Below are 14,708 nucleotides of genomic sequence, written 5' to 3'. Positions count from 1 at the left end.
CATCTCCACCGTGCCGGTGCCGGTGCGGCGCTTGATCCAGCAATAGGTTATCCGCGACGCCGATGCGCTCGTTATGGACTGAAGGGCAGTTCCGTTAGCGGCGGTCGCTGTCAGCGTCGTCGCGCTATTTGCCACGCCGGTAATGCCGGTCGCGGTCTTGGCTGCAGTGATATTCGTTTTGACCCAAACCGCATTGGTAAGATCAGACCCCCACAGGGCCAAATTGACACGCTGGTCTTCTGTCAGGATACCCAGAAGATTGCCGAACTCATCCCATTCGTATGGAAGATCGAAAAGCCTCGCTGCCGTGGTAGCGACATAGCCCGCCTCAACCGGCGTCCGGACGACTTGAACCGTTGTCGGCCCGCCTGCCACTGTGCATGTCAGCGTTCCAGACGACGCGGTGAACGATACTGGCGACCCGGCAGATGCAACACCCGTGCCTGCATTCGTCAGCGTGACCGTGCCGGACCCGGTGACAAGCACCTGATAGGTGGCATTGGCCAGCGTGGTTATGCTTTGCGTGACCGGGGCGCCGGAGTTCAGGAACAGGTTGTGCTTCTGGTAGCGATAAAGGCCATTTGACCCCCTGAGCATCTTTACGGTCGGGCTGGTGTAGGTCAGCAATCCAAATGGATGGCTGTTGTAAACGTTGGCCGGGGTTGCGGTGTCTTTGACCCTAGCCGAGCCGTAATAGCCTGTGGAAGCGTAGAACGTATCATCAACGAAGCTCAGGACAATGCCGTCAGTCCTCGATCCGAAACGCGCCGCAGCCTGAGACGGCGCCCCTCCCCACTTCCCTACCAATGGGCTGTAGAGCGGTGACCTGAGCGGGCTACGAATGGGAGAGCGAACGGCAGTCATCTATTCGCCGATCAAAGCAACTACGGCCGTGCCGGACGTGCGAGTGAACTTGACGCGGGTCTTTACCGGAGCGCCGTTATCGATCGCGAGATTGAAATTGCCGGTGAACGCAAGAGCAGTTCCGGCAGTGTCGGTGATGTTCGACCACGAGCCGGCGCCAGTTGGGTCGACTTCCACGTTGATCGTTCCGGCCCACGTTCCTTGCACAGAGACAAACCCGCCCTTGAGAACGAGCTCCCCCGTCGAACCAGTCGCAGCCAGGGATTCCGAAACCTTGATAGCCATTGCGGCCTCCTATCCAACGAGAAAAGCGGGAGCCGAAGCCCCCGCCGTTGACGTTTAGTCCGTGTCGGTTGTGCCGACCGCCAGGCCGTCAGTCAGATCCACGCCCGAAGACGAAGCCGAGTTGACGGTGTGGATGGTCGTGGCGTTCGAGCTGTCCGTGTCAGTGACAAAGACAATGTCGTTCGCCCGCATGCCGAGCTGCCAGCCGTTCGTGAAGTAGCCGGCAACGCGGACCAGAGTGGCCGCGTCGACAGATTCGTACTTCCAGATACGGAAGCCAGCGATGCCCTGAGTAATCAGGACCGGAGGGTTGGTGGTTGCGTAAGCCATGTGATCAGCCCTCCTTAGGCGCCGACGATGGCAGAGCCATCATGGTTGATGACGACCACGCCGCTGTTTTGCAGCAGCTTGGAGCCCATGAAAGCCGAGGCGCGAGCCCAGGAGTAACCCTGCTCTTCGTCATAGCCGACAAGGGATTCGAGGTTTTCGGTATCGGCCGCGTGGCCGATAGCGGAGCGGTGGTAGAGGAAGCACTTTTCAGCGCTCGTACCGACGCCGGGAACATCGGGGTGCACCAGCCAGTTGACGCCCGCCCAGCGCATGACGCGCTTGATTGGACCGCCAGCCAGCGGCTGCACGTCGACGTAATCGCGAGACGTGAAAGTCGCGTCGCGCATGAAGTACGTCAGCATCGCGGGAGAGATGAGCCCCCACATGTTTTCGATTTCCTGAATCGGAACCTTGGCAAGACCAAGGATACCGATTGCCTTGGTTACCAAGGTCAGGGAACCGGTGGCTGCGGCGCCAGTGTCGACGGTGCCGGTCGCAAGCTCAGTGATAATGTCCGCATCGACCTTGCGGTTCATCACCTTGAGCGAGGTATCCTGCATGATCCGCTTCTGATCACCCTGCGAAGCAAAGATGTTGAAGTCGGTCTTGCGAACCAAGTCGTGCCATTCCACCAGCGTTGCGGTGTTCTGGGTCAGGTTGTCGCCGCGAGCCGTGATCAGGCCGTTGACGCCGCGCGTCCGAGCTTCCGCGCCGCCACTGTCGGCCACGAGGAAGATTGCTTCATTGCCCTTGCGCACGAACTCAGTCGTGACAGACATGCGCAGCGGGCTTTCACCGGATTCGAAACCGGCGATGTACTCTTGGCGATACTGTTTCTGGAATGCCGTGTCGGCCATGGTCCAGATTCCTTCTATCGAGGGATCGGGAGCCGTAGGCAGGTTGTCCGCAGGCCAGGGTCGCGGGTTGTCCGGGGTTAACCGGAGCCGCTAGACCGCCCTTCGGCGCTGATTACGTGCTGGTTTGGGTAGAGCCGCGATTGACGGAGCCGCGAGGCGGGTTGGCCGTCTTCAGGCGGGATATCAGGCCTTGAGCTTGTCGCGGGCCGTGATCAGTTTGCGGTAGCGCTCTTGTGCTGCCGTGTCTTTGTGCCATGCGGCGCGGTCTGTTTTCATCCGCTTTTCCATCGTGGCGATTTCTGCGTGAAGGCTTTCAGCGGAAGATCCGCCGGCCGGAACAATCGTTGCCATCGGGTTTTCGGCAACCGCCTTCGCGGCGAAGAACCGGAGAGCGTCGGGGTGATTGCCGATTTTCCGACCGTCAGCCATCCGGCCGCCCATCAGGTTATCGAACAATTCAGGGCTGACGCTCTCGAAATAGGGCCGCATCGCAGCGAAGTTGCCGGTGAAGTCGCCGCCCCATTCCTTCTTGAGGTCAGCTTCGGCTTGCTTCTTGAAGTCCGCGTCGGCGGTTGCCTGCTGGAACTGCTGTTCCTCCTGCAAGGCGTAATATTCATCGACCATTTCGGCCATATCGCCGGGAGCAATCCCCTTCTTGATGGCACGTTCCGCAAATGCCGCCACCACCGGTTTGTCATCGTCGCCGATGGTGCGCTTGTCGGGCAGCACAATGGCCTTGACGAAATCATCGACCGCCTCAGGAATGTTGTTGGACTTGCGATACTCTGCCCACTCCTCGGCCGTGGCCTTTTCGCCGGGCTTGCCTTTCGGCTTCAGCCCTTCTGAAATCTTGCGCTGTGCTTCCTCCTGGGCAGTGAGCAGCGCTTCAGGCGAAGCGAACCGTGCGAGGCGTTCAAGGCGCTTGGCATCGCCCTTCGCCAGCTTGTCGCGCCAGTCTTTGCCCCACGGTCCTTCCTCTTCGGCCGGCGGCGGTTCCTTGCCGGCCTCAGCAGCCGGCGCGGCAGGGCCAGGCGTGGCAGCAGCAGCCGCAGGAGCGGCTTTCGCCGGTTCGGCAGTCACAGCAGCGGGAGCAGGCTTTCCCGCTTCAGCAGCACCCGGAGCGGGGTTTTCGGCCGAAGCCGCGCCCGCAAGAGTGTCATCAGACATCAAGATTTCCTTTCGGTTTTCGTCAGCAGATGGATAGGGGTGTTGACCAGCTTGAGGATCTGGCGACCGACGTTCATGCGTCCGGTCAGATGGTCGCTCACGTCAGGTTGCCCAGGCACGAAGGGCTCGTCGTATGTCATTGCCGCTTTGTGGACGATCCAGCCGATTGCCCGCTTTTGCTGCCCTTCCGAGGCATTGCCAGCGGCAACAGCCTTGATCGCCTCGACATCGAGGTCATCATATGTTGCCGGCGCCATAGGATTGGACCTGGGAGCCCCGCCACGCGCTTGGTGTTGCGTCATGCGGCTTGCATGCCCTGCATTGCCTTGACCATCGGAGCGGCCTTGCCTGCCACTTCAGCGGCACCGCCAACGGTCGCGGCAGCGTTTGCCGCTTCAGCTTCAGCGGCCATCTGGTCAGCCGCGGCCTTCAGCATCTTTTCATCGTTGATCCACTCTTCAGGCCAGCCAGTGCGTCGAAGGAGGTCTTTCGCAATCGCCATCGCGTTCGGCAGCTTGGCAACCATCGGATCGAGCGCAGCGGCTTCCTTGACCACGCCAAGGCCCTCGATGAGCTTCTGTTGCATGCCCTCGTCCTCAAGATCCTTGATCGGGCTCTTGAACGAAAATTCGACACCGGAGCCGCGCAGCGAATCGGGGATCTCATTCGCAGGGAAAGCCCCGAGCGAGCGCATGACCTTGAACGTTTCAGAGCAGAGCGGTTCGGAATATTCGACTTCCACCGGCTCAAACATCGGGATATGAGCCCGCATCTGTTGCTCGACCACTTTTCTGATTTGAAAAGCGGTCATCCCCGAAGTGTCGGGGATGTTCACCTTGTCAGTCATGAAGCCCATGCGGATCGTCATATCGAGGCGGTCGGACATGTTCTGTCCAACGGGAAGGCCGGAATAGTCCATTGGCAGCGGTCGCAGAGCTTCGCCAAGCTTCTCGTCATACTCGCGATCGAGCCAGGTGATGCCACCGGCGCCGAGGCCGATATCCGACCGGATCACGTCCATTGTGGCAATCATCGGCGGATCGATCGCCTTTTCGCCGGCTTCCAGCAGAATGCGTTCAATGGCCTGTTGCGTCCGGCTGTCCGGCAAGATGATCGAGGTGAAGACCGAACGGGCGTATTGCGAGCCCGAGACGGTAGGACCGCGAGGAATGATGTAGCCGCGGTAGGTGCGGCCGATGTTCTCCAGCACTTCGCCTTCGCAGTCGGGCAGCACCCACAGCGAAATGAACTCGTGTTCGGCCCGAACCTTGATGCCGGTATCGTAGGAGGCCGCAGGCACCACGACATGCCGGGCAGTGACTTTCTTGTAAGGGTCTTTCTCAGCGTCCTTGGTGAGCGCCTCAGGCACCTTGCCGGGGAATAGCTGCATAAGCTGGGTAATCGTCGGCTTGCAGTTCCGGTGAACATCAGACACCGAGCCAGCGTAGTCTTCCGACCACACCACATCGCGAAGGTGCCAGTTGCGGTAGAACACATTGCGCCGGTCAGTCGTTGGCGCGACTTCCACCACCGCCTGCCCGAACGTCAGGTGATCGTGGTCCCCTGCTTCGGTTGCCCGAGTGAAGCCGGCACCGTTCCGGTACATGACGGCCCGCTGCATTGCCGTGGCGTATTCCAGCCAGGACCGCGCATCAGGAACCTTGTTCCGGGCTTTATCGAGCGACTTCACTTCGAAGAAGTCAGCCGGCCGCAGCATGGTCCGGTAAAGGTCCGCCATGTCCCGACGGTAAATCGCCGCCCGAGACGAGAACGAGCCCGCCGCATAGTCAGAGCCGATGTTCAGCGGCCCGGTGAAGTCGGCCCGGTCGTAATAGAAATGCTCCGCCAATTCCTGCCAATGCGACAGCAGCGGCGTCTTCTCGCTGAAAAGCCGGTTGCCGTTGTCGACAATCGTTTGAACCGCGGCGGAGGTCTGCATGTGGCTTACGCCCCGAGCTTGCCGACAGAGCCGGTGAGATTGTCAGACATGATGGTCGAGTCCCGGCCGCCACGGGCTCGCATTTCGGCCATTTGCTTGCGCTTCTCAGCCAGGACGGCCGGATCTTGAGCATCTGGCATCCGCGCCGTTGGTTCCACCTTCGGGGTTTTGGGTTTGAACAGGCCAGCCATGGTTGTTTCCTTTCAGGCAGTGAGGGCGATGAAGGCGGCAACGACGGTTGCCCAGGACAGCAAGGCGAAGCCGAGGCGAAGGATGGCGGCTCCTACCGTGTCCAATTCGCTCAGCTTTTCGGCGAGGAAGGCGAGCGCGCAGGTTGCAGCGGCGAAACCCCACGCCCACGGCTTGTCATAGACGAGGCCAGCGGCGGCGATGATCAGCACCAGCACGGCGCCGGCAGTGTTCTTGTTCATAGCGCCGGCCTCAGTTGTTCAGCTCATAGGCCAGGGCTTTGGCGTCCAGCGCCCGGCCGTTGAGCCCGTAGACCAGAGAGACAACCCCTGCCCTACGCTCAGACCGCAGCAGGCCGAAGCGGCTTTCGCCGAACGCCTTTGCAGCCAGGGCAAGCGACTCTTCAGCCTGCTTTTCCGAGATGATGCCACGAGGTGCGCCCTTCGCCGGCTTCGGCACCTTGATTGAATCTTCGAATGTCATCGCCTGCCTACCTTCTGTTTTGCATAGCCGACCTTGACTTGCGGCAGTCGGCCGCCAAGTGCCGCGTCAGTTAGCTTTCGAATGGCCAGTTTCGTGCCTTCCGACCAGCTCATGATGACCGCATCGCCGCGGTCCGGAGAGCGGCCAAGACGAACCTTGATGGCGGCTTTCTCTTCAATCTGGACCTTGGCCGTTCCGACCGGCTTCCAGCGGATAGCGAGCAGATCGGCCAGCAGCAGAGGGTCAGGAGGCAGAGCTATCGGCGATCCGCCCTCTTGCGACGGGTCCAAGGCTTCACGGAACCGCCAATGCGCTTCAGCGCGCTTATTGAAGAACGACCATTGCCCATCCACTGACTTGGCGGTCGACGTGTGGGAGGCGTTAAAGCCAGTGACAGCGACCCCGTTGTCCTTCAGGAAGGTGACGGCACCACCGCCATAGCCGCCGCCGACATCGACAATCACGCCGGCACCGTCGCGACGGACACCGAAGACCATGGCGCCGATACTTGGACCGTCCGGCGTTTCCCTGCCCGGCTTCACCACCAGCGGTGCAAACCATGTGCCGTAGCGAGGCGCTATCGTTGAATCGTCGGCGCCACCTTGCGCCACGTCGACAGCCAGCGCCGTCATCTTCAGGCCCTTGAAGCCGTCTGGCACCCACCGCGCTTGAGCAGCCTTGACCCATTCGCCGGGCAAGAGCTGCCATTCGTCATCAGCACGGCCGGCTTGGAAATCGCCATAGAGCAGTTGCGAGCGGAGCGGTTCGGGCAGGCTTTGCAGCTTGGCCCGGTAGTCTGTGTCTCTCAGGTACGGATTGTCATCGAGGCTTGCCGGGATGAACGTCCGCGACATCGCTTCGTAGTCTTCGCCGCCGCGCTCGTAGACGCCGGGACCGGCGACCCATTCAGTGATGCCGCCGACCACGATGGCCCAGCGCAGTTCACCAGGCATCGCCCGGTTGGGATAGTTGGGATCGAGCCACGGCGCGAACTCTTCGATAAGCCAGAGCCCATCACCACCACGCGGCGGGTTGGAGCCGAGGATTACCCGGCAACGCTGCCCTTCCTTTGTCGATCGAAGCCAGCCGATCAGCGAAAACACTTGTTCCCGAAGGAACTCGCCAGCCTCATCAAAAGCGAGGTAATCGCGAGCATTACCCGCATATTTGCGCCAGTCGTCGGGCTGCTTCAGGCCTGCGAACTTGAGCCGGCCACCGGTCTTGAGGCGCCAGACGTTTTCATTGCCGCCGATGAACTCGCCATGCCCGGCCAGGATCTCACGTGAGAACTCAATCAGGCCATCTAGCTGTGTCGCTTCACGGCGCAGGATCAGGCTGGAGAAGTGGTTGTTCGCCGCGGCGCCGACTTCCAACGCCGACTTGCCGCCGCCAGCCTGCCCACCATAGAGCAGGATATCGGCCAGGCTTTCGAGTGCTGCCGTTTGCGGCCCAGGATTCGGCAGGAAGGGCTTCTCTAGTTCGGCCTCGACTTGCTCGACCAGTTCGGCCCGGTCTTCCGGCGACAGCTTGGCAATGATGGCTTCGAGCTGGCGAAGATCAAGACCGGCTTCCATCGGCCTCTTTCATTCCCTTGGCCAGGATCAGCGCAACAGCCTTGGCCAGTTTGCGCGGCGAGTGATCGGGCATCAGGTCTTTGCCGTCCTTCCCGGTCACTTCGGCCTTGTCGACCAGCAGACCATGCAGCTTCGCCTTGCCCATGGTCGCGGAGACAGCGGCCGAGGCGCCCTTGTCGTCAGCCATCGCCTTGAGGCGAGCCTGTTCAAGCTCATCAGTGAGCGTTCCCACCGACACCATGAGCAATGCGCGGGCTTCGGCCTGAAGCTCTTTGACCCTTGCGGAGACCTTGGGGCTGGCCAGGAGGCGGCTTGCCTCGCTCCAGACCGTTTCAGGCTTGGTGTCCGCTCCCACATCGTGAGACAGGCGATAGGCTTTGGAGCCGTTCCCTGTCTCGACATAAGCAGCTGCAAAAGCCTCCTGCTTGGCAGTCAGATTTCCCTCAGACATCAGGCTTGTGGCTCACTGGCGATGTGCGAGCGCTCCAATACCTCTGCCTTCACTTTTGCTTCTGTCTTCCGCTTGGCGACGGATACCGCCACGGCGATCTGCCGGCGGACTTCTTCCTGTGCTGCCCGCTGTTCGGATGGCGAGAGCTTGGAGCGGCGCTTGTCGAGAAAGCTCGTCATGTTGCCCCGCAATGTTTCTGGATGGAGATGGCAAAGGGGTACAGCCTCCCCTTCATGCGGGGGGCGATCCCCGCATTGTCCCGGCGAAAACTCTTAGGCCTCGCGCAGGCGGACATTTCGCCCTTGTTGGGATAAAATCCCAAACTATTGCCGTAACCTAGCCTATTCGTCCCAACATTTCAACCGGTGCCTTCGTCTTCACTTCGCGGCCCAGGATGTTGAGCATCATGGTGATATCTTTCTCGCCGACGCCATGAACCGCGCCCTTGAGGCCGATCAGCGCGCCCTCTGTCACCTTGACCGTTTCGCCGACCGTGACGTTGTGGCCGTGCACCCGCAGTTCATCGAACTCCCCGGCATCTTGTGCCCGGCGAATGGTCTGGACGGTCGCGTCGTCGATCATGATCGGGTCGCCCGCGCCTCCCTCAAGCTGAGAGCGCAGAACCTTTTCGACGGCATCGCAATTCAGAACGCGGTGCCAGTGAACGGAGTTGAGAACGAACAGGTAGCCGTTCAGCAGCGGGAAGTAGCGCGTGATCCAGCGGTTTTGCCGGTGGTGGCGATATTCCTTCCGGAACTGCGGCAGGTAAACCGCCTGCCCGAGTGCGAGAATTTCTTCGCCTGCCTTCAGATCCTGGCTCGGTCGCGTCTTCACGATAAACCAGCGGGGCAGATCGACATGTTGGTTCATTTATTGCCTTTCTCATCATCAATGTCCCATTCGAGGCGCATACCATCGGGGACAAGATTAGGAAGGTTCGCCTTAACCTCCTCGATCGTGTGGAAGTAGGCGATGCCAGCCTCTTCCTCGCCAACAACGCTATCGATGATGTACACGATGCCTTCTCCCACCACTTCGCCTTTCCAAATGCGGACAAACTCCCTTTGCGGGAATTTAATCACGTTCGTTTCATCAACATGTTTGGTCATAGGCGGAAGCCCCTCAGTTCATCGAGCACGTCGAAGCGCGCGCTTTTCGGCTTGCTCTTGATGGTCGGATTGGTTTCCAGGCGCCGTTCCCGTTCGTGGCGGTCTTGTTTCTCGCCCTCAGTCTCGAAGCGACGGACAGGCACGCCCTTTTGCTTTATGGCCGCCAACACGAGAGCCAGCTTCTCGTCGTCTAAGTTCGACTTGAACGGCAGGCGCTTGCCGTTCTCGATAAGGTCGACGGCCCAGCCCCACGCCCCCATGTAGTATTCTATGACGTGGGTGGGCCGGCGGTACTTGAAGGGCTTATTGCCACCAGTTCGCGCCAGGCGTTCCGCATTCGAGGCGCCGAGCAGCTTTGCCGCCATGCGTTGCTCTTTTTCACCGAGGCCAGACAACGCGGTCGGCGCTCGGTAGCCCGCCAACAGCTTTTCAGCCATGCGCTGCAACTGCTTTTCCGAGAATTCGTCATTCAGATCTTCCATCACCTCCCCCCCTCGCCATTCCCTAGGAGATTGTCGTTCGCGTACTTTGGGAGGCGCGAGAGATATTCGCTCAGCAGGTTCACCGCCGAGTGGCCGGTCATGTCGGCGAGCAAGGTGTATGAGGCCCCGTCGTTCTCCACGAGGTAGAGGCGCCATGCGCCATGCTCATTGGTCATTTCGAGGCCATCGCGTTCCGATATGATGTTCATGCGGCATCCCCGTCATTCGGGCGAGCGATCGACATCATCGCGAATACCGCATCCGCAAAGCCCTTAAGCTCGCTTTCAATGACCGCAGCCGGCAGGCCCGACTTTTTCATCTGAGAGCGCATGCCGGTGATCACCTGTTGCCAATAGTGGTCGGCGCCCTTGCCATGGCGCCCGCCGAGAACTTCAGCGGTTCGCCGAATTTTTCCGACCCGTTTTTTTGCCGGGAATGGGACAATCTGACATTTGGCCCGCTGCCAAGGGGCAAGGGGGCGTCGTTCACACGCCATGCGAGCCTCCCCCGCCCTTCGTCAGCCCCCGCCCTTTGGTTTGGCGGGACTTCCTACGGGCTAGCGTTGTGCAGCCGAAGCGGACACTACCGTCCAAACTATATATAGCACTTCGGGTTTCCGAAATTGGCTGAGGCCTTGCAATTGAAGGGTTTGCCATGGGTCACTTCGCTCCAACAGCAACGCGGATTTCGGGAATACGAAGCGGACGGATTTCGGGAATACGAAGCGAGGTTTTAGTTTTTCGACCGACGCCAGACCGACCGAGTTTGCGTTGCTCGCGTACCGTCTCAGCCCAGCGCTTGGCATCTTCTTCCGTACACCGCCGCCACTCGTTCGAAGCCGGGGCGCCCTCGAAATCGCCGTCGAATGTCAACCGGAAGACGTTGGGGTGAGCAGTTCCGTTACCCGCCCTGCCGCGGGTGATTTTCAGCAAGCCTTTGAAGGCCAGCTCATCGAGCGCATCGCCAACATATTCTGCCGTCACGCCGTAGGAGATGAACTGGTCGTGCGTCACAATCAGCTTCCCGTTGTGTGTTCTGCCATGCCCGATGTGTTCAATTTTCAGCCGGTCAAGAGCCCGCCGCGCGTTGGTGCTCAAAGTGCGATAGGCGGCCGACTCCAAAAAGTCGCGGGTTTCTGCCATCCAGCCGCCTTGATCATTCGGTGGCAGTGTGTGTTTCTTCACGAGCGAAAACGTTTTGCCGCGCTCCGTCCGGCTGTGGTCTCTTGGGTCGCGAAACGCCATCAATGAGCCCTCGCCTGCACGAGACGGCTTTCGCGCATCGCCTGGACGGCCTGCAACGCAGTGAGGCCGAACTTGTCTTGGAGTTGAGGCACCAGCGCCTTGGTGCGATCCGCCGAACCGGTGGCCAGCCACTTGGCGGCTTCCACTACCGGGTCCGGCGTCGACCCGGTAGTTACATCGCCGGCGGCGCTCATTTCAGAAACCCCTTCGACTTGGCAGCCATTAGCGCCGAGGTGACGCCTTCGGCGAACGCCTCCAGCTTATCGACGGTGAAGGCGAGGCCTGCCTTGCCGGGGCGGCGTGTGCCGTCTTCGGCTTCGTAGAACACGCGCGCATTGAACACGCGGTTGCCGTTGAAGAAATCGAGGGAGATATCAATCTCCTCTCGACTGTTCTTCTTGATGGTTGCGACCGGAACAGACGCGCTCATGCAGCCACCGCCGATCCATCGTTGACGATGGTGCAAGGCGTTTCGATCCTGAATCTGCCGTGAACTCCGGCAAACTCGCCGCCGTGGGCTTCGCGCTGCATCGAGATGATGAAGCCTTCGCGGCGCAGCAGGTACACGGCATGGGATACTCGCACACCGGCGGGCAATTCGATCGTGGTGACGCCACGCTTGCCGGCCTTGACCAGTTCCCGCATCATCCAGGCGGCGCGGCCATGAAGGCGCTTGGTGCGCCCGTCCGGCTCTATGCGTACCGTGATTGTGGATTTCTTCGGCGCCGAGACCGGAATTGATTTCGCTTGGGCGAAATCCCCTGATATGGAGTTCATGTCTGTCCTTTCGTAATCTTTGGAGGATGTCGAAAAATTGGGGCAGATCCGGCTTGAGCAGTCGGGTCGGGAAACTGGACTGCTCAAGCCTCTTCTGCTGGCGCAGGCTCCTTGTTGCCAACCGGCAAGTTGTCGAGCCAAGCATCAGCATCAATCTTGCGAATAATTGTGCGGCGGCCGGCCTTTCTTATGGAGAGTCGTCCAGCCTTGATTTCGTCGTAAGCGAGATTTCGGCGGATGCCGTAGGCATCACAGAAAGCATCGACCGTGTAGGCGTTGGGACTGGTGTTCATTCAGGTTCCTTTCGTTGTTTGAGTTGTCAACAAATCACAGCACACACTAGCATTTTCGGTGACTCACGTCTTGCGTTGGTAAGCGCTATACCCGGTTTTCACAGGGCTATTTTTTTCCTTTCCGGTTCAACCGGTTAGGTCAAAATCGGCTCTAGTTTTCCACAGCTTATGCACAAAGATTTGTTCCCTTTTAGTTCTAACTTATGGGTACGGCAAAGAGCCGTCGTCAAACGAGTCAAAATTCGCACATAGATCCGGGAACGGAGGGTCGCACCGTCAACAGGACCGGCGGGCTTTTCGCGCTGGGCTCAGAACACCGCGCGAACAGACCTCAAAACTGAAACACCCTCACGCACCGACTATCTGCCCGCCGGATTCGGCGGTCAAGAGTCAACAAACCGCAACACGCCGCTATTTGTGACCGTTTCCCCCAACAATTCGCAGATTCCGATTCGAATTGGCCGCGTCGAGATAGTTAGCCCAGGCCGACATCAGCTTGCGCCGCTTCTCCAGGGCGTCGGAACGCCGGTATGCATTCTCGACCGAATCACCAACTTTGTGGGCGAGCGCCGCCTCGGCGACTTCACGCGGGAACGAGGTTTGATCGCCGGCCCAATCGCGGAATGCCGATCGAAATCCATGCGGCGTGTAATGCCCGACATCCATGCGGCGCATCTGCATTGTCATGGCCATAACAGAGAGCGGCGCCGTGGGTCCGCGCTTCGTTTCGCCGGGGAATACATAGTCGGACACCCGCGCCTCTAAGAGAGGCCGCAGGATAGCCAGGGCGGCATCGGTCAATGGAACGCGATGCTCTTTGCCCGCCTTCATGCGGTCAGCCGGCACGGTCCAGACCTTTTCGTCCAGATCCAGCTCAGGCCACTTCATTCCGAGAACTTCGCCCGAACGCGCCGCCGTCAGGATGAGATAATCCAGCGCCTTGGCCGATAGGCCTTCAACGGCCCGAAGGCGCTTCGCGAATGTCGGGACATCAGCGTAAGGCATCGCCGGGTGGTGCCCACGGGAGAGCTTCTTTGCCTTCGCCAGCAGGTGTTGCAGATGGCCGCGCCACAAAGCTGGGTTTTCGCCCGATCGGTGTCCCGAGGCTCTGGCAAAGTCCAGCACCCGTTCAATTCGCCCACGAAGTCGTTGCGCCGTTTCCGGCTTGGCTTGCCAGACGGGTTTGAGGATTTCGAGCACATCGGCCGTGGTCACCTTGTCGACCGGCTTGTTGCGGATCGGTTTGCAGTAGGCGTCGCCGAGGGTCATTTCCCACTGCGCCTTGTGTTTCGGATTCCTCCAACTCTTGCCGACTTCGGCAATGAAGTCTTCCGCGCACTTCGCGAAGGTTGGAACTTCGGGATTTTCCTCAGGCTGCGCTATCGGTTCGAGACCGCGCCGCAGGCGGTCGCGACAGTCACCGGCAGCTATGCGCGCGTCTTTGAGCGAGACTGAAGGATAGGAGCCAAGCCCGGCTTCCTTCCAGGCGCGGCCGGCGCCAGAGCCCTTGAAGTGAACGAACGTCCAGGATTTGGTCCCGCCCTTCTTGACCATCAAGTAGAGCCCGCCGCCGTCGCTGTACCGTCCAGCCTTCAGGTCTTTGGCGCGGATGGTAGTTTCGGCAAGCAAGTTCAGCGAGCGGACCATTTCCTGCAACTCCGTTCCTAACTTCGACGTGTGATGTTAGCGGATTAGCAGGGATAACAGCAAACGAATAACGGCGAAAAGCCAAGAGAATCAACGGCTTTTTGCTACACCGGCAAACACCAGCGGACGACGGTTTAGAAGACACTCCCTCCGCCAATGCACCCTGCCCCAACATTCTCTGCCTCGGCTCGATGGCGCACGAACCGCGCAAAACCGCGGGGCTTTTCAATTTAAGCTGCCAACTGCGCTGGGCGGCCTCCCGGGCTGAAGGGCGTGCTCTGGCTCAACATTCTCCGAAGCTCTCAACTTCGCGCTTTTGGTTCTCAGCTTTCAATTCGAACAATTTCAATTTTTGCGGTGCGCCAGCAGCCTGATGGTTGGGTGAACTCTCACTAGGCGAACGCATCTGAAAAAACATCTTCGCGACCGCAGCTGAATGACCGTTTCGCCGCCCAAGAGCGATCATCGCCGAACCACTACTCAGACGTCGCGTTTGGGTTCACGACAGCGGACTGGCAGCTTCCAGCTGCCGATCTTCACAAGAGCGGACATTCAGTCCGGTGTCAGTATTGTCGTGACCTGACCCCTAATGGTCATTCCGGAGGCGAGATTGGCCGTGAGCCTCTTGAAACCCCGACTGAAGGCCGCCTCCGCCGGCCTACAAGCCTACGGTGAAGGCCGCCTTGTCGCCTTAGGCATTGCAAGTCCGGGGAATAATCCTGGGAGGACCTATGACGATTGCGCGCGTGGAAGTGATCACCTCGGTGCAGCGCCGGTGGCGCTGGTCGCGGGCGGAGAAGGAACGGCTGGTTGCGGCGACGTTCGAGCCCGGCGTCACGGTATCGAAGGATTCGCAGTATCGTGTGCCGGCTACGTCAACCGATTTGCGACTTCTCCCAAATTTCTCGTGAAGCGTTGGGGATAACCGCACTGACCCCATTTGCGGGGGAATCGGTGTCCATTACCGTTCCGTTAACAAATGGACGATTAGATCTTGGTGGGGGTCACCGCGAAAAT

Annotated in this window: 25 protein-coding genes; 1 reads left to right on the top strand and 24 read right to left on the bottom strand. The window is 59.8% G+C overall.

The window, feature by feature from the left end:
• The 24 genes from CIT26_RS13675 to CIT26_RS13560 all read right to left on the bottom strand — a co-directional run.
• Positions 1 to 864: hypothetical protein (locus tag CIT26_RS13675; RefSeq protein ID WP_206072761.1), on the bottom strand; the 864-nt coding region annotated here is incomplete at its 3' end.
• Positions 865 to 1,149: a hypothetical protein gene (locus tag CIT26_RS13670; RefSeq protein WP_095493056.1), complete on the bottom strand. Its 285-nt coding sequence runs from the start codon at positions 1,147 to 1,149 to the stop codon at positions 865 to 867. It abuts the gene before it with no gap.
• Positions 1,150 to 1,203: 54 nt separating this feature from the next.
• Positions 1,204 to 1,479 (bottom strand): hypothetical protein, encoded by a 276-nt coding sequence (locus CIT26_RS13665; protein WP_095493055.1) that lies wholly within the window; start codon positions 1,477 to 1,479, stop codon positions 1,204 to 1,206.
• Between the two features lie 14 nt (positions 1,480 to 1,493).
• On the bottom strand, positions 1,494 to 2,336 hold the full coding sequence (locus CIT26_RS13660) for a phage capsid protein (protein WP_095493054.1): 843 nt from the start codon (positions 2,334 to 2,336) through the stop codon (positions 1,494 to 1,496).
• 183 nt (positions 2,337 to 2,519) lie between these two features.
• Positions 2,520 to 3,503 (bottom strand): hypothetical protein, encoded by a 984-nt coding sequence (locus CIT26_RS13655; RefSeq protein ID WP_143747840.1) that lies wholly within the window; start codon positions 3,501 to 3,503, stop codon positions 2,520 to 2,522.
• On the bottom strand, positions 3,503 to 3,760 hold the full coding sequence (locus CIT26_RS13650; RefSeq protein WP_095493052.1) for a hypothetical protein: 258 nt from the start codon (positions 3,758 to 3,760) through the stop codon (positions 3,503 to 3,505). The genes CIT26_RS13655 and CIT26_RS13650 overlap by 1 nt, the downstream gene beginning before the upstream one ends.
• 41 nt (positions 3,761 to 3,801) lie before the next feature.
• Positions 3,802 to 5,442: a portal protein gene (locus tag CIT26_RS13645; protein WP_095493051.1), complete on the bottom strand. Its 1,641-nt coding sequence runs from the start codon at positions 5,440 to 5,442 to the stop codon at positions 3,802 to 3,804.
• A gap of 5 nt (positions 5,443 to 5,447) precedes the next feature.
• Positions 5,448 to 5,633, bottom strand: a complete 186-nt coding sequence (locus tag CIT26_RS13640; protein WP_095493050.1) for a hypothetical protein — start codon at positions 5,631 to 5,633, stop codon at positions 5,448 to 5,450.
• Between the two features lie 12 nt (positions 5,634 to 5,645).
• Positions 5,646 to 5,873: a hypothetical protein gene (locus tag CIT26_RS13635; RefSeq protein WP_095493049.1), complete on the bottom strand. Its 228-nt coding sequence runs from the start codon at positions 5,871 to 5,873 to the stop codon at positions 5,646 to 5,648.
• A 10-nt stretch (positions 5,874 to 5,883) separates the two neighbouring features.
• Complete coding sequence (locus CIT26_RS13630; RefSeq protein ID WP_095493048.1) at positions 5,884 to 6,114, bottom strand: hypothetical protein; 231 nt, start codon at positions 6,112 to 6,114, stop codon at positions 5,884 to 5,886.
• A complete protein-coding gene (locus CIT26_RS13625) occupies positions 6,111 to 7,688 on the bottom strand; it encodes a terminase family protein (RefSeq protein ID WP_095493047.1) in 1,578 nt (525 codons plus the stop codon). Before CIT26_RS13625 ends, CIT26_RS13630 begins: the two co-directional genes overlap by 4 nt.
• Positions 7,672 to 8,139: a terminase small subunit gene (locus tag CIT26_RS13620; RefSeq protein WP_095493046.1), complete on the bottom strand. Its 468-nt coding sequence runs from the start codon at positions 8,137 to 8,139 to the stop codon at positions 7,672 to 7,674. The genes CIT26_RS13625 and CIT26_RS13620 overlap by 17 nt, the downstream gene beginning before the upstream one ends.
• Positions 8,139 to 8,318 (bottom strand): hypothetical protein, encoded by a 180-nt coding sequence (locus CIT26_RS13615; RefSeq protein ID WP_095493045.1) that lies wholly within the window; start codon positions 8,316 to 8,318, stop codon positions 8,139 to 8,141. Before CIT26_RS13615 ends, CIT26_RS13620 begins: the two co-directional genes overlap by 1 nt.
• Positions 8,319 to 8,475: 157 nt before the next feature.
• Positions 8,476 to 9,009: a transcription termination/antitermination protein NusG gene (gene nusG, locus CIT26_RS13610; RefSeq protein ID WP_095493044.1), complete on the bottom strand. Its 534-nt coding sequence runs from the start codon at positions 9,007 to 9,009 to the stop codon at positions 8,476 to 8,478.
• Complete coding sequence (locus CIT26_RS13605; RefSeq protein WP_095493043.1) at positions 9,006 to 9,248, bottom strand: hypothetical protein; 243 nt, start codon at positions 9,246 to 9,248, stop codon at positions 9,006 to 9,008. Before CIT26_RS13605 ends, nusG begins: the two co-directional genes overlap by 4 nt.
• Positions 9,245 to 9,730 carry a hypothetical protein gene (locus CIT26_RS13600; RefSeq protein ID WP_095493042.1) on the bottom strand — a complete coding sequence of 162 codons (486 nt, stop codon included), beginning with the start codon at positions 9,728 to 9,730 and terminating at the stop codon, positions 9,245 to 9,247. The genes CIT26_RS13605 and CIT26_RS13600 overlap by 4 nt, the downstream gene beginning before the upstream one ends.
• Positions 9,730 to 9,939, bottom strand: a complete 210-nt coding sequence (locus CIT26_RS13595) for a hypothetical protein (protein WP_095493041.1) — start codon at positions 9,937 to 9,939, stop codon at positions 9,730 to 9,732. Before CIT26_RS13595 ends, CIT26_RS13600 begins: the two co-directional genes overlap by 1 nt.
• Positions 9,936 to 10,226 carry a DUF6074 family protein gene (locus CIT26_RS13590; protein WP_095493040.1) on the bottom strand — a complete coding sequence of 97 codons (291 nt, stop codon included), beginning with the start codon at positions 10,224 to 10,226 and terminating at the stop codon, positions 9,936 to 9,938. Before CIT26_RS13590 ends, CIT26_RS13595 begins: the two co-directional genes overlap by 4 nt.
• 163 nt (positions 10,227 to 10,389) lie before the next feature.
• The gene (locus CIT26_RS13585; RefSeq protein ID WP_095493039.1) at positions 10,390 to 10,974 is read right to left on the bottom strand and encodes a hypothetical protein; all 585 of its coding nucleotides are present in this window, start codon (positions 10,972 to 10,974) and stop codon (positions 10,390 to 10,392) included.
• Positions 10,974 to 11,168: a hypothetical protein gene (locus tag CIT26_RS13580; protein ID WP_095493038.1), complete on the bottom strand. Its 195-nt coding sequence runs from the start codon at positions 11,166 to 11,168 to the stop codon at positions 10,974 to 10,976. Before CIT26_RS13580 ends, CIT26_RS13585 begins: the two co-directional genes overlap by 1 nt.
• The gene (locus CIT26_RS13575) at positions 11,165 to 11,404 is read right to left on the bottom strand and encodes a transcriptional coactivator p15/PC4 family protein (RefSeq protein WP_095493037.1); all 240 of its coding nucleotides are present in this window, start codon (positions 11,402 to 11,404) and stop codon (positions 11,165 to 11,167) included. The genes CIT26_RS13580 and CIT26_RS13575 overlap by 4 nt, the downstream gene beginning before the upstream one ends.
• The gene (locus CIT26_RS13570) at positions 11,401 to 11,751 is read right to left on the bottom strand and encodes a winged helix domain-containing protein (RefSeq protein WP_245319397.1); all 351 of its coding nucleotides are present in this window, start codon (positions 11,749 to 11,751) and stop codon (positions 11,401 to 11,403) included. The genes CIT26_RS13575 and CIT26_RS13570 overlap by 4 nt, the downstream gene beginning before the upstream one ends.
• Positions 11,752 to 11,834: 83 nt before the next feature.
• Positions 11,835 to 12,044: a helix-turn-helix domain-containing protein gene (locus CIT26_RS13565; protein ID WP_095493036.1), complete on the bottom strand. Its 210-nt coding sequence runs from the start codon at positions 12,042 to 12,044 to the stop codon at positions 11,835 to 11,837.
• 411 nt (positions 12,045 to 12,455) lie between these two features.
• The gene (locus CIT26_RS13560) at positions 12,456 to 13,691 is read right to left on the bottom strand and encodes a tyrosine-type recombinase/integrase (protein ID WP_095493035.1); all 1,236 of its coding nucleotides are present in this window, start codon (positions 13,689 to 13,691) and stop codon (positions 12,456 to 12,458) included.
• 731 nt (positions 13,692 to 14,422) lie between these two features.
• Here CIT26_RS13560 and CIT26_RS13555 point away from each other — a divergent pair.
• On the top strand, positions 14,423 to 14,602 hold the full coding sequence (locus CIT26_RS13555; protein WP_095493034.1) for a hypothetical protein: 180 nt from the start codon (positions 14,423 to 14,425) through the stop codon (positions 14,600 to 14,602).
• Positions 14,603 to 14,708: the final 106 nt, after the last annotated feature.

The sequence above is a fragment of the Mesorhizobium temperatum genome, assembly GCF_002284575.1.
Classification (GTDB): Bacteria; Pseudomonadota; Alphaproteobacteria; order Rhizobiales; family Rhizobiaceae; genus Mesorhizobium; species Mesorhizobium temperatum.
Note: the sequence above shows the minus strand (reverse complement) of the source record. Positions and strands in the feature narration are given on the sequence as shown.

Excerpts from the sequence above, each read along its gene's own strand:
- nusG (WP_095493044.1), bottom strand. The coding sequence starts at position 9,009 with ATGAACCAACATGTCGATCTGCCCCGCTGGTTTATCGTGAAGACGCGA.
- CIT26_RS13635 (WP_095493049.1), bottom strand. The coding sequence starts at position 5,873 with ATGAACAAGAACACTGCCGGCGCCGTGCTGGTGCTGATCATCGCCGCC.
- CIT26_RS13650 (WP_095493052.1), bottom strand. The coding sequence starts at position 3,760 with ATGGCGCCGGCAACATATGATGACCTCGATGTCGAGGCGATCAAGGCT.
- CIT26_RS13570 (WP_245319397.1), bottom strand. The coding sequence starts at position 11,751 with ATGAACTCCATATCAGGGGATTTCGCCCAAGCGAAATCAATTCCGGTC.
- CIT26_RS13590 (WP_095493040.1), bottom strand. The coding sequence starts at position 10,226 with ATGGCGTGTGAACGACGCCCCCTTGCCCCTTGGCAGCGGGCCAAATGT.
- CIT26_RS13575 (WP_095493037.1), bottom strand. The coding sequence starts at position 11,404 with ATGAGCGCGTCTGTTCCGGTCGCAACCATCAAGAAGAACAGTCGAGAG.
- CIT26_RS13660 (WP_095493054.1), bottom strand. The coding sequence starts at position 2,336 with ATGGCCGACACGGCATTCCAGAAACAGTATCGCCAAGAGTACATCGCC.
- CIT26_RS13580 (WP_095493038.1), bottom strand. The coding sequence starts at position 11,168 with ATGAGCGCCGCCGGCGATGTAACTACCGGGTCGACGCCGGACCCGGTA.
- CIT26_RS13585 (WP_095493039.1), bottom strand. The coding sequence starts at position 10,974 with ATGGCGTTTCGCGACCCAAGAGACCACAGCCGGACGGAGCGCGGCAAA.
- CIT26_RS13560 (WP_095493035.1), bottom strand. The coding sequence starts at position 13,691 with ATGGTCCGCTCGCTGAACTTGCTTGCCGAAACTACCATCCGCGCCAAA.
- CIT26_RS13670 (WP_095493056.1), bottom strand. The coding sequence starts at position 1,149 with ATGGCTATCAAGGTTTCGGAATCCCTGGCTGCGACTGGTTCGACGGGG.
- CIT26_RS13630 (WP_095493048.1), bottom strand. The coding sequence starts at position 6,114 with ATGACATTCGAAGATTCAATCAAGGTGCCGAAGCCGGCGAAGGGCGCA.
- CIT26_RS13620 (WP_095493046.1), bottom strand. The coding sequence starts at position 8,139 with ATGTCTGAGGGAAATCTGACTGCCAAGCAGGAGGCTTTTGCAGCTGCT.
- CIT26_RS13615 (WP_095493045.1), bottom strand. The coding sequence starts at position 8,318 with ATGACGAGCTTTCTCGACAAGCGCCGCTCCAAGCTCTCGCCATCCGAA.
- CIT26_RS13600 (WP_095493042.1), bottom strand. The coding sequence starts at position 9,730 with ATGGAAGATCTGAATGACGAATTCTCGGAAAAGCAGTTGCAGCGCATG.
- CIT26_RS13595 (WP_095493041.1), bottom strand. The coding sequence starts at position 9,939 with ATGAACATCATATCGGAACGCGATGGCCTCGAAATGACCAATGAGCAT.
- CIT26_RS13665 (WP_095493055.1), bottom strand. The coding sequence starts at position 1,479 with ATGGCTTACGCAACCACCAACCCTCCGGTCCTGATTACTCAGGGCATC.
- CIT26_RS13645 (WP_095493051.1), bottom strand. The coding sequence starts at position 5,442 with ATGCAGACCTCCGCCGCGGTTCAAACGATTGTCGACAACGGCAACCGG.
- CIT26_RS13605 (WP_095493043.1), bottom strand. The coding sequence starts at position 9,248 with ATGACCAAACATGTTGATGAAACGAACGTGATTAAATTCCCGCAAAGG.
- CIT26_RS13565 (WP_095493036.1), bottom strand. The coding sequence starts at position 12,044 with ATGAACACCAGTCCCAACGCCTACACGGTCGATGCTTTCTGTGATGCC.
- CIT26_RS13625 (WP_095493047.1), bottom strand. The coding sequence starts at position 7,688 with ATGGAAGCCGGTCTTGATCTTCGCCAGCTCGAAGCCATCATTGCCAAG.
- CIT26_RS13640 (WP_095493050.1), bottom strand. The coding sequence starts at position 5,633 with ATGGCTGGCCTGTTCAAACCCAAAACCCCGAAGGTGGAACCAACGGCG.
- CIT26_RS13555 (WP_095493034.1), top strand. The coding sequence starts at position 14,423 with ATGACGATTGCGCGCGTGGAAGTGATCACCTCGGTGCAGCGCCGGTGG.
- CIT26_RS13655 (WP_143747840.1), bottom strand. The coding sequence starts at position 3,503 with ATGTCTGATGACACTCTTGCGGGCGCGGCTTCGGCCGAAAACCCCGCT.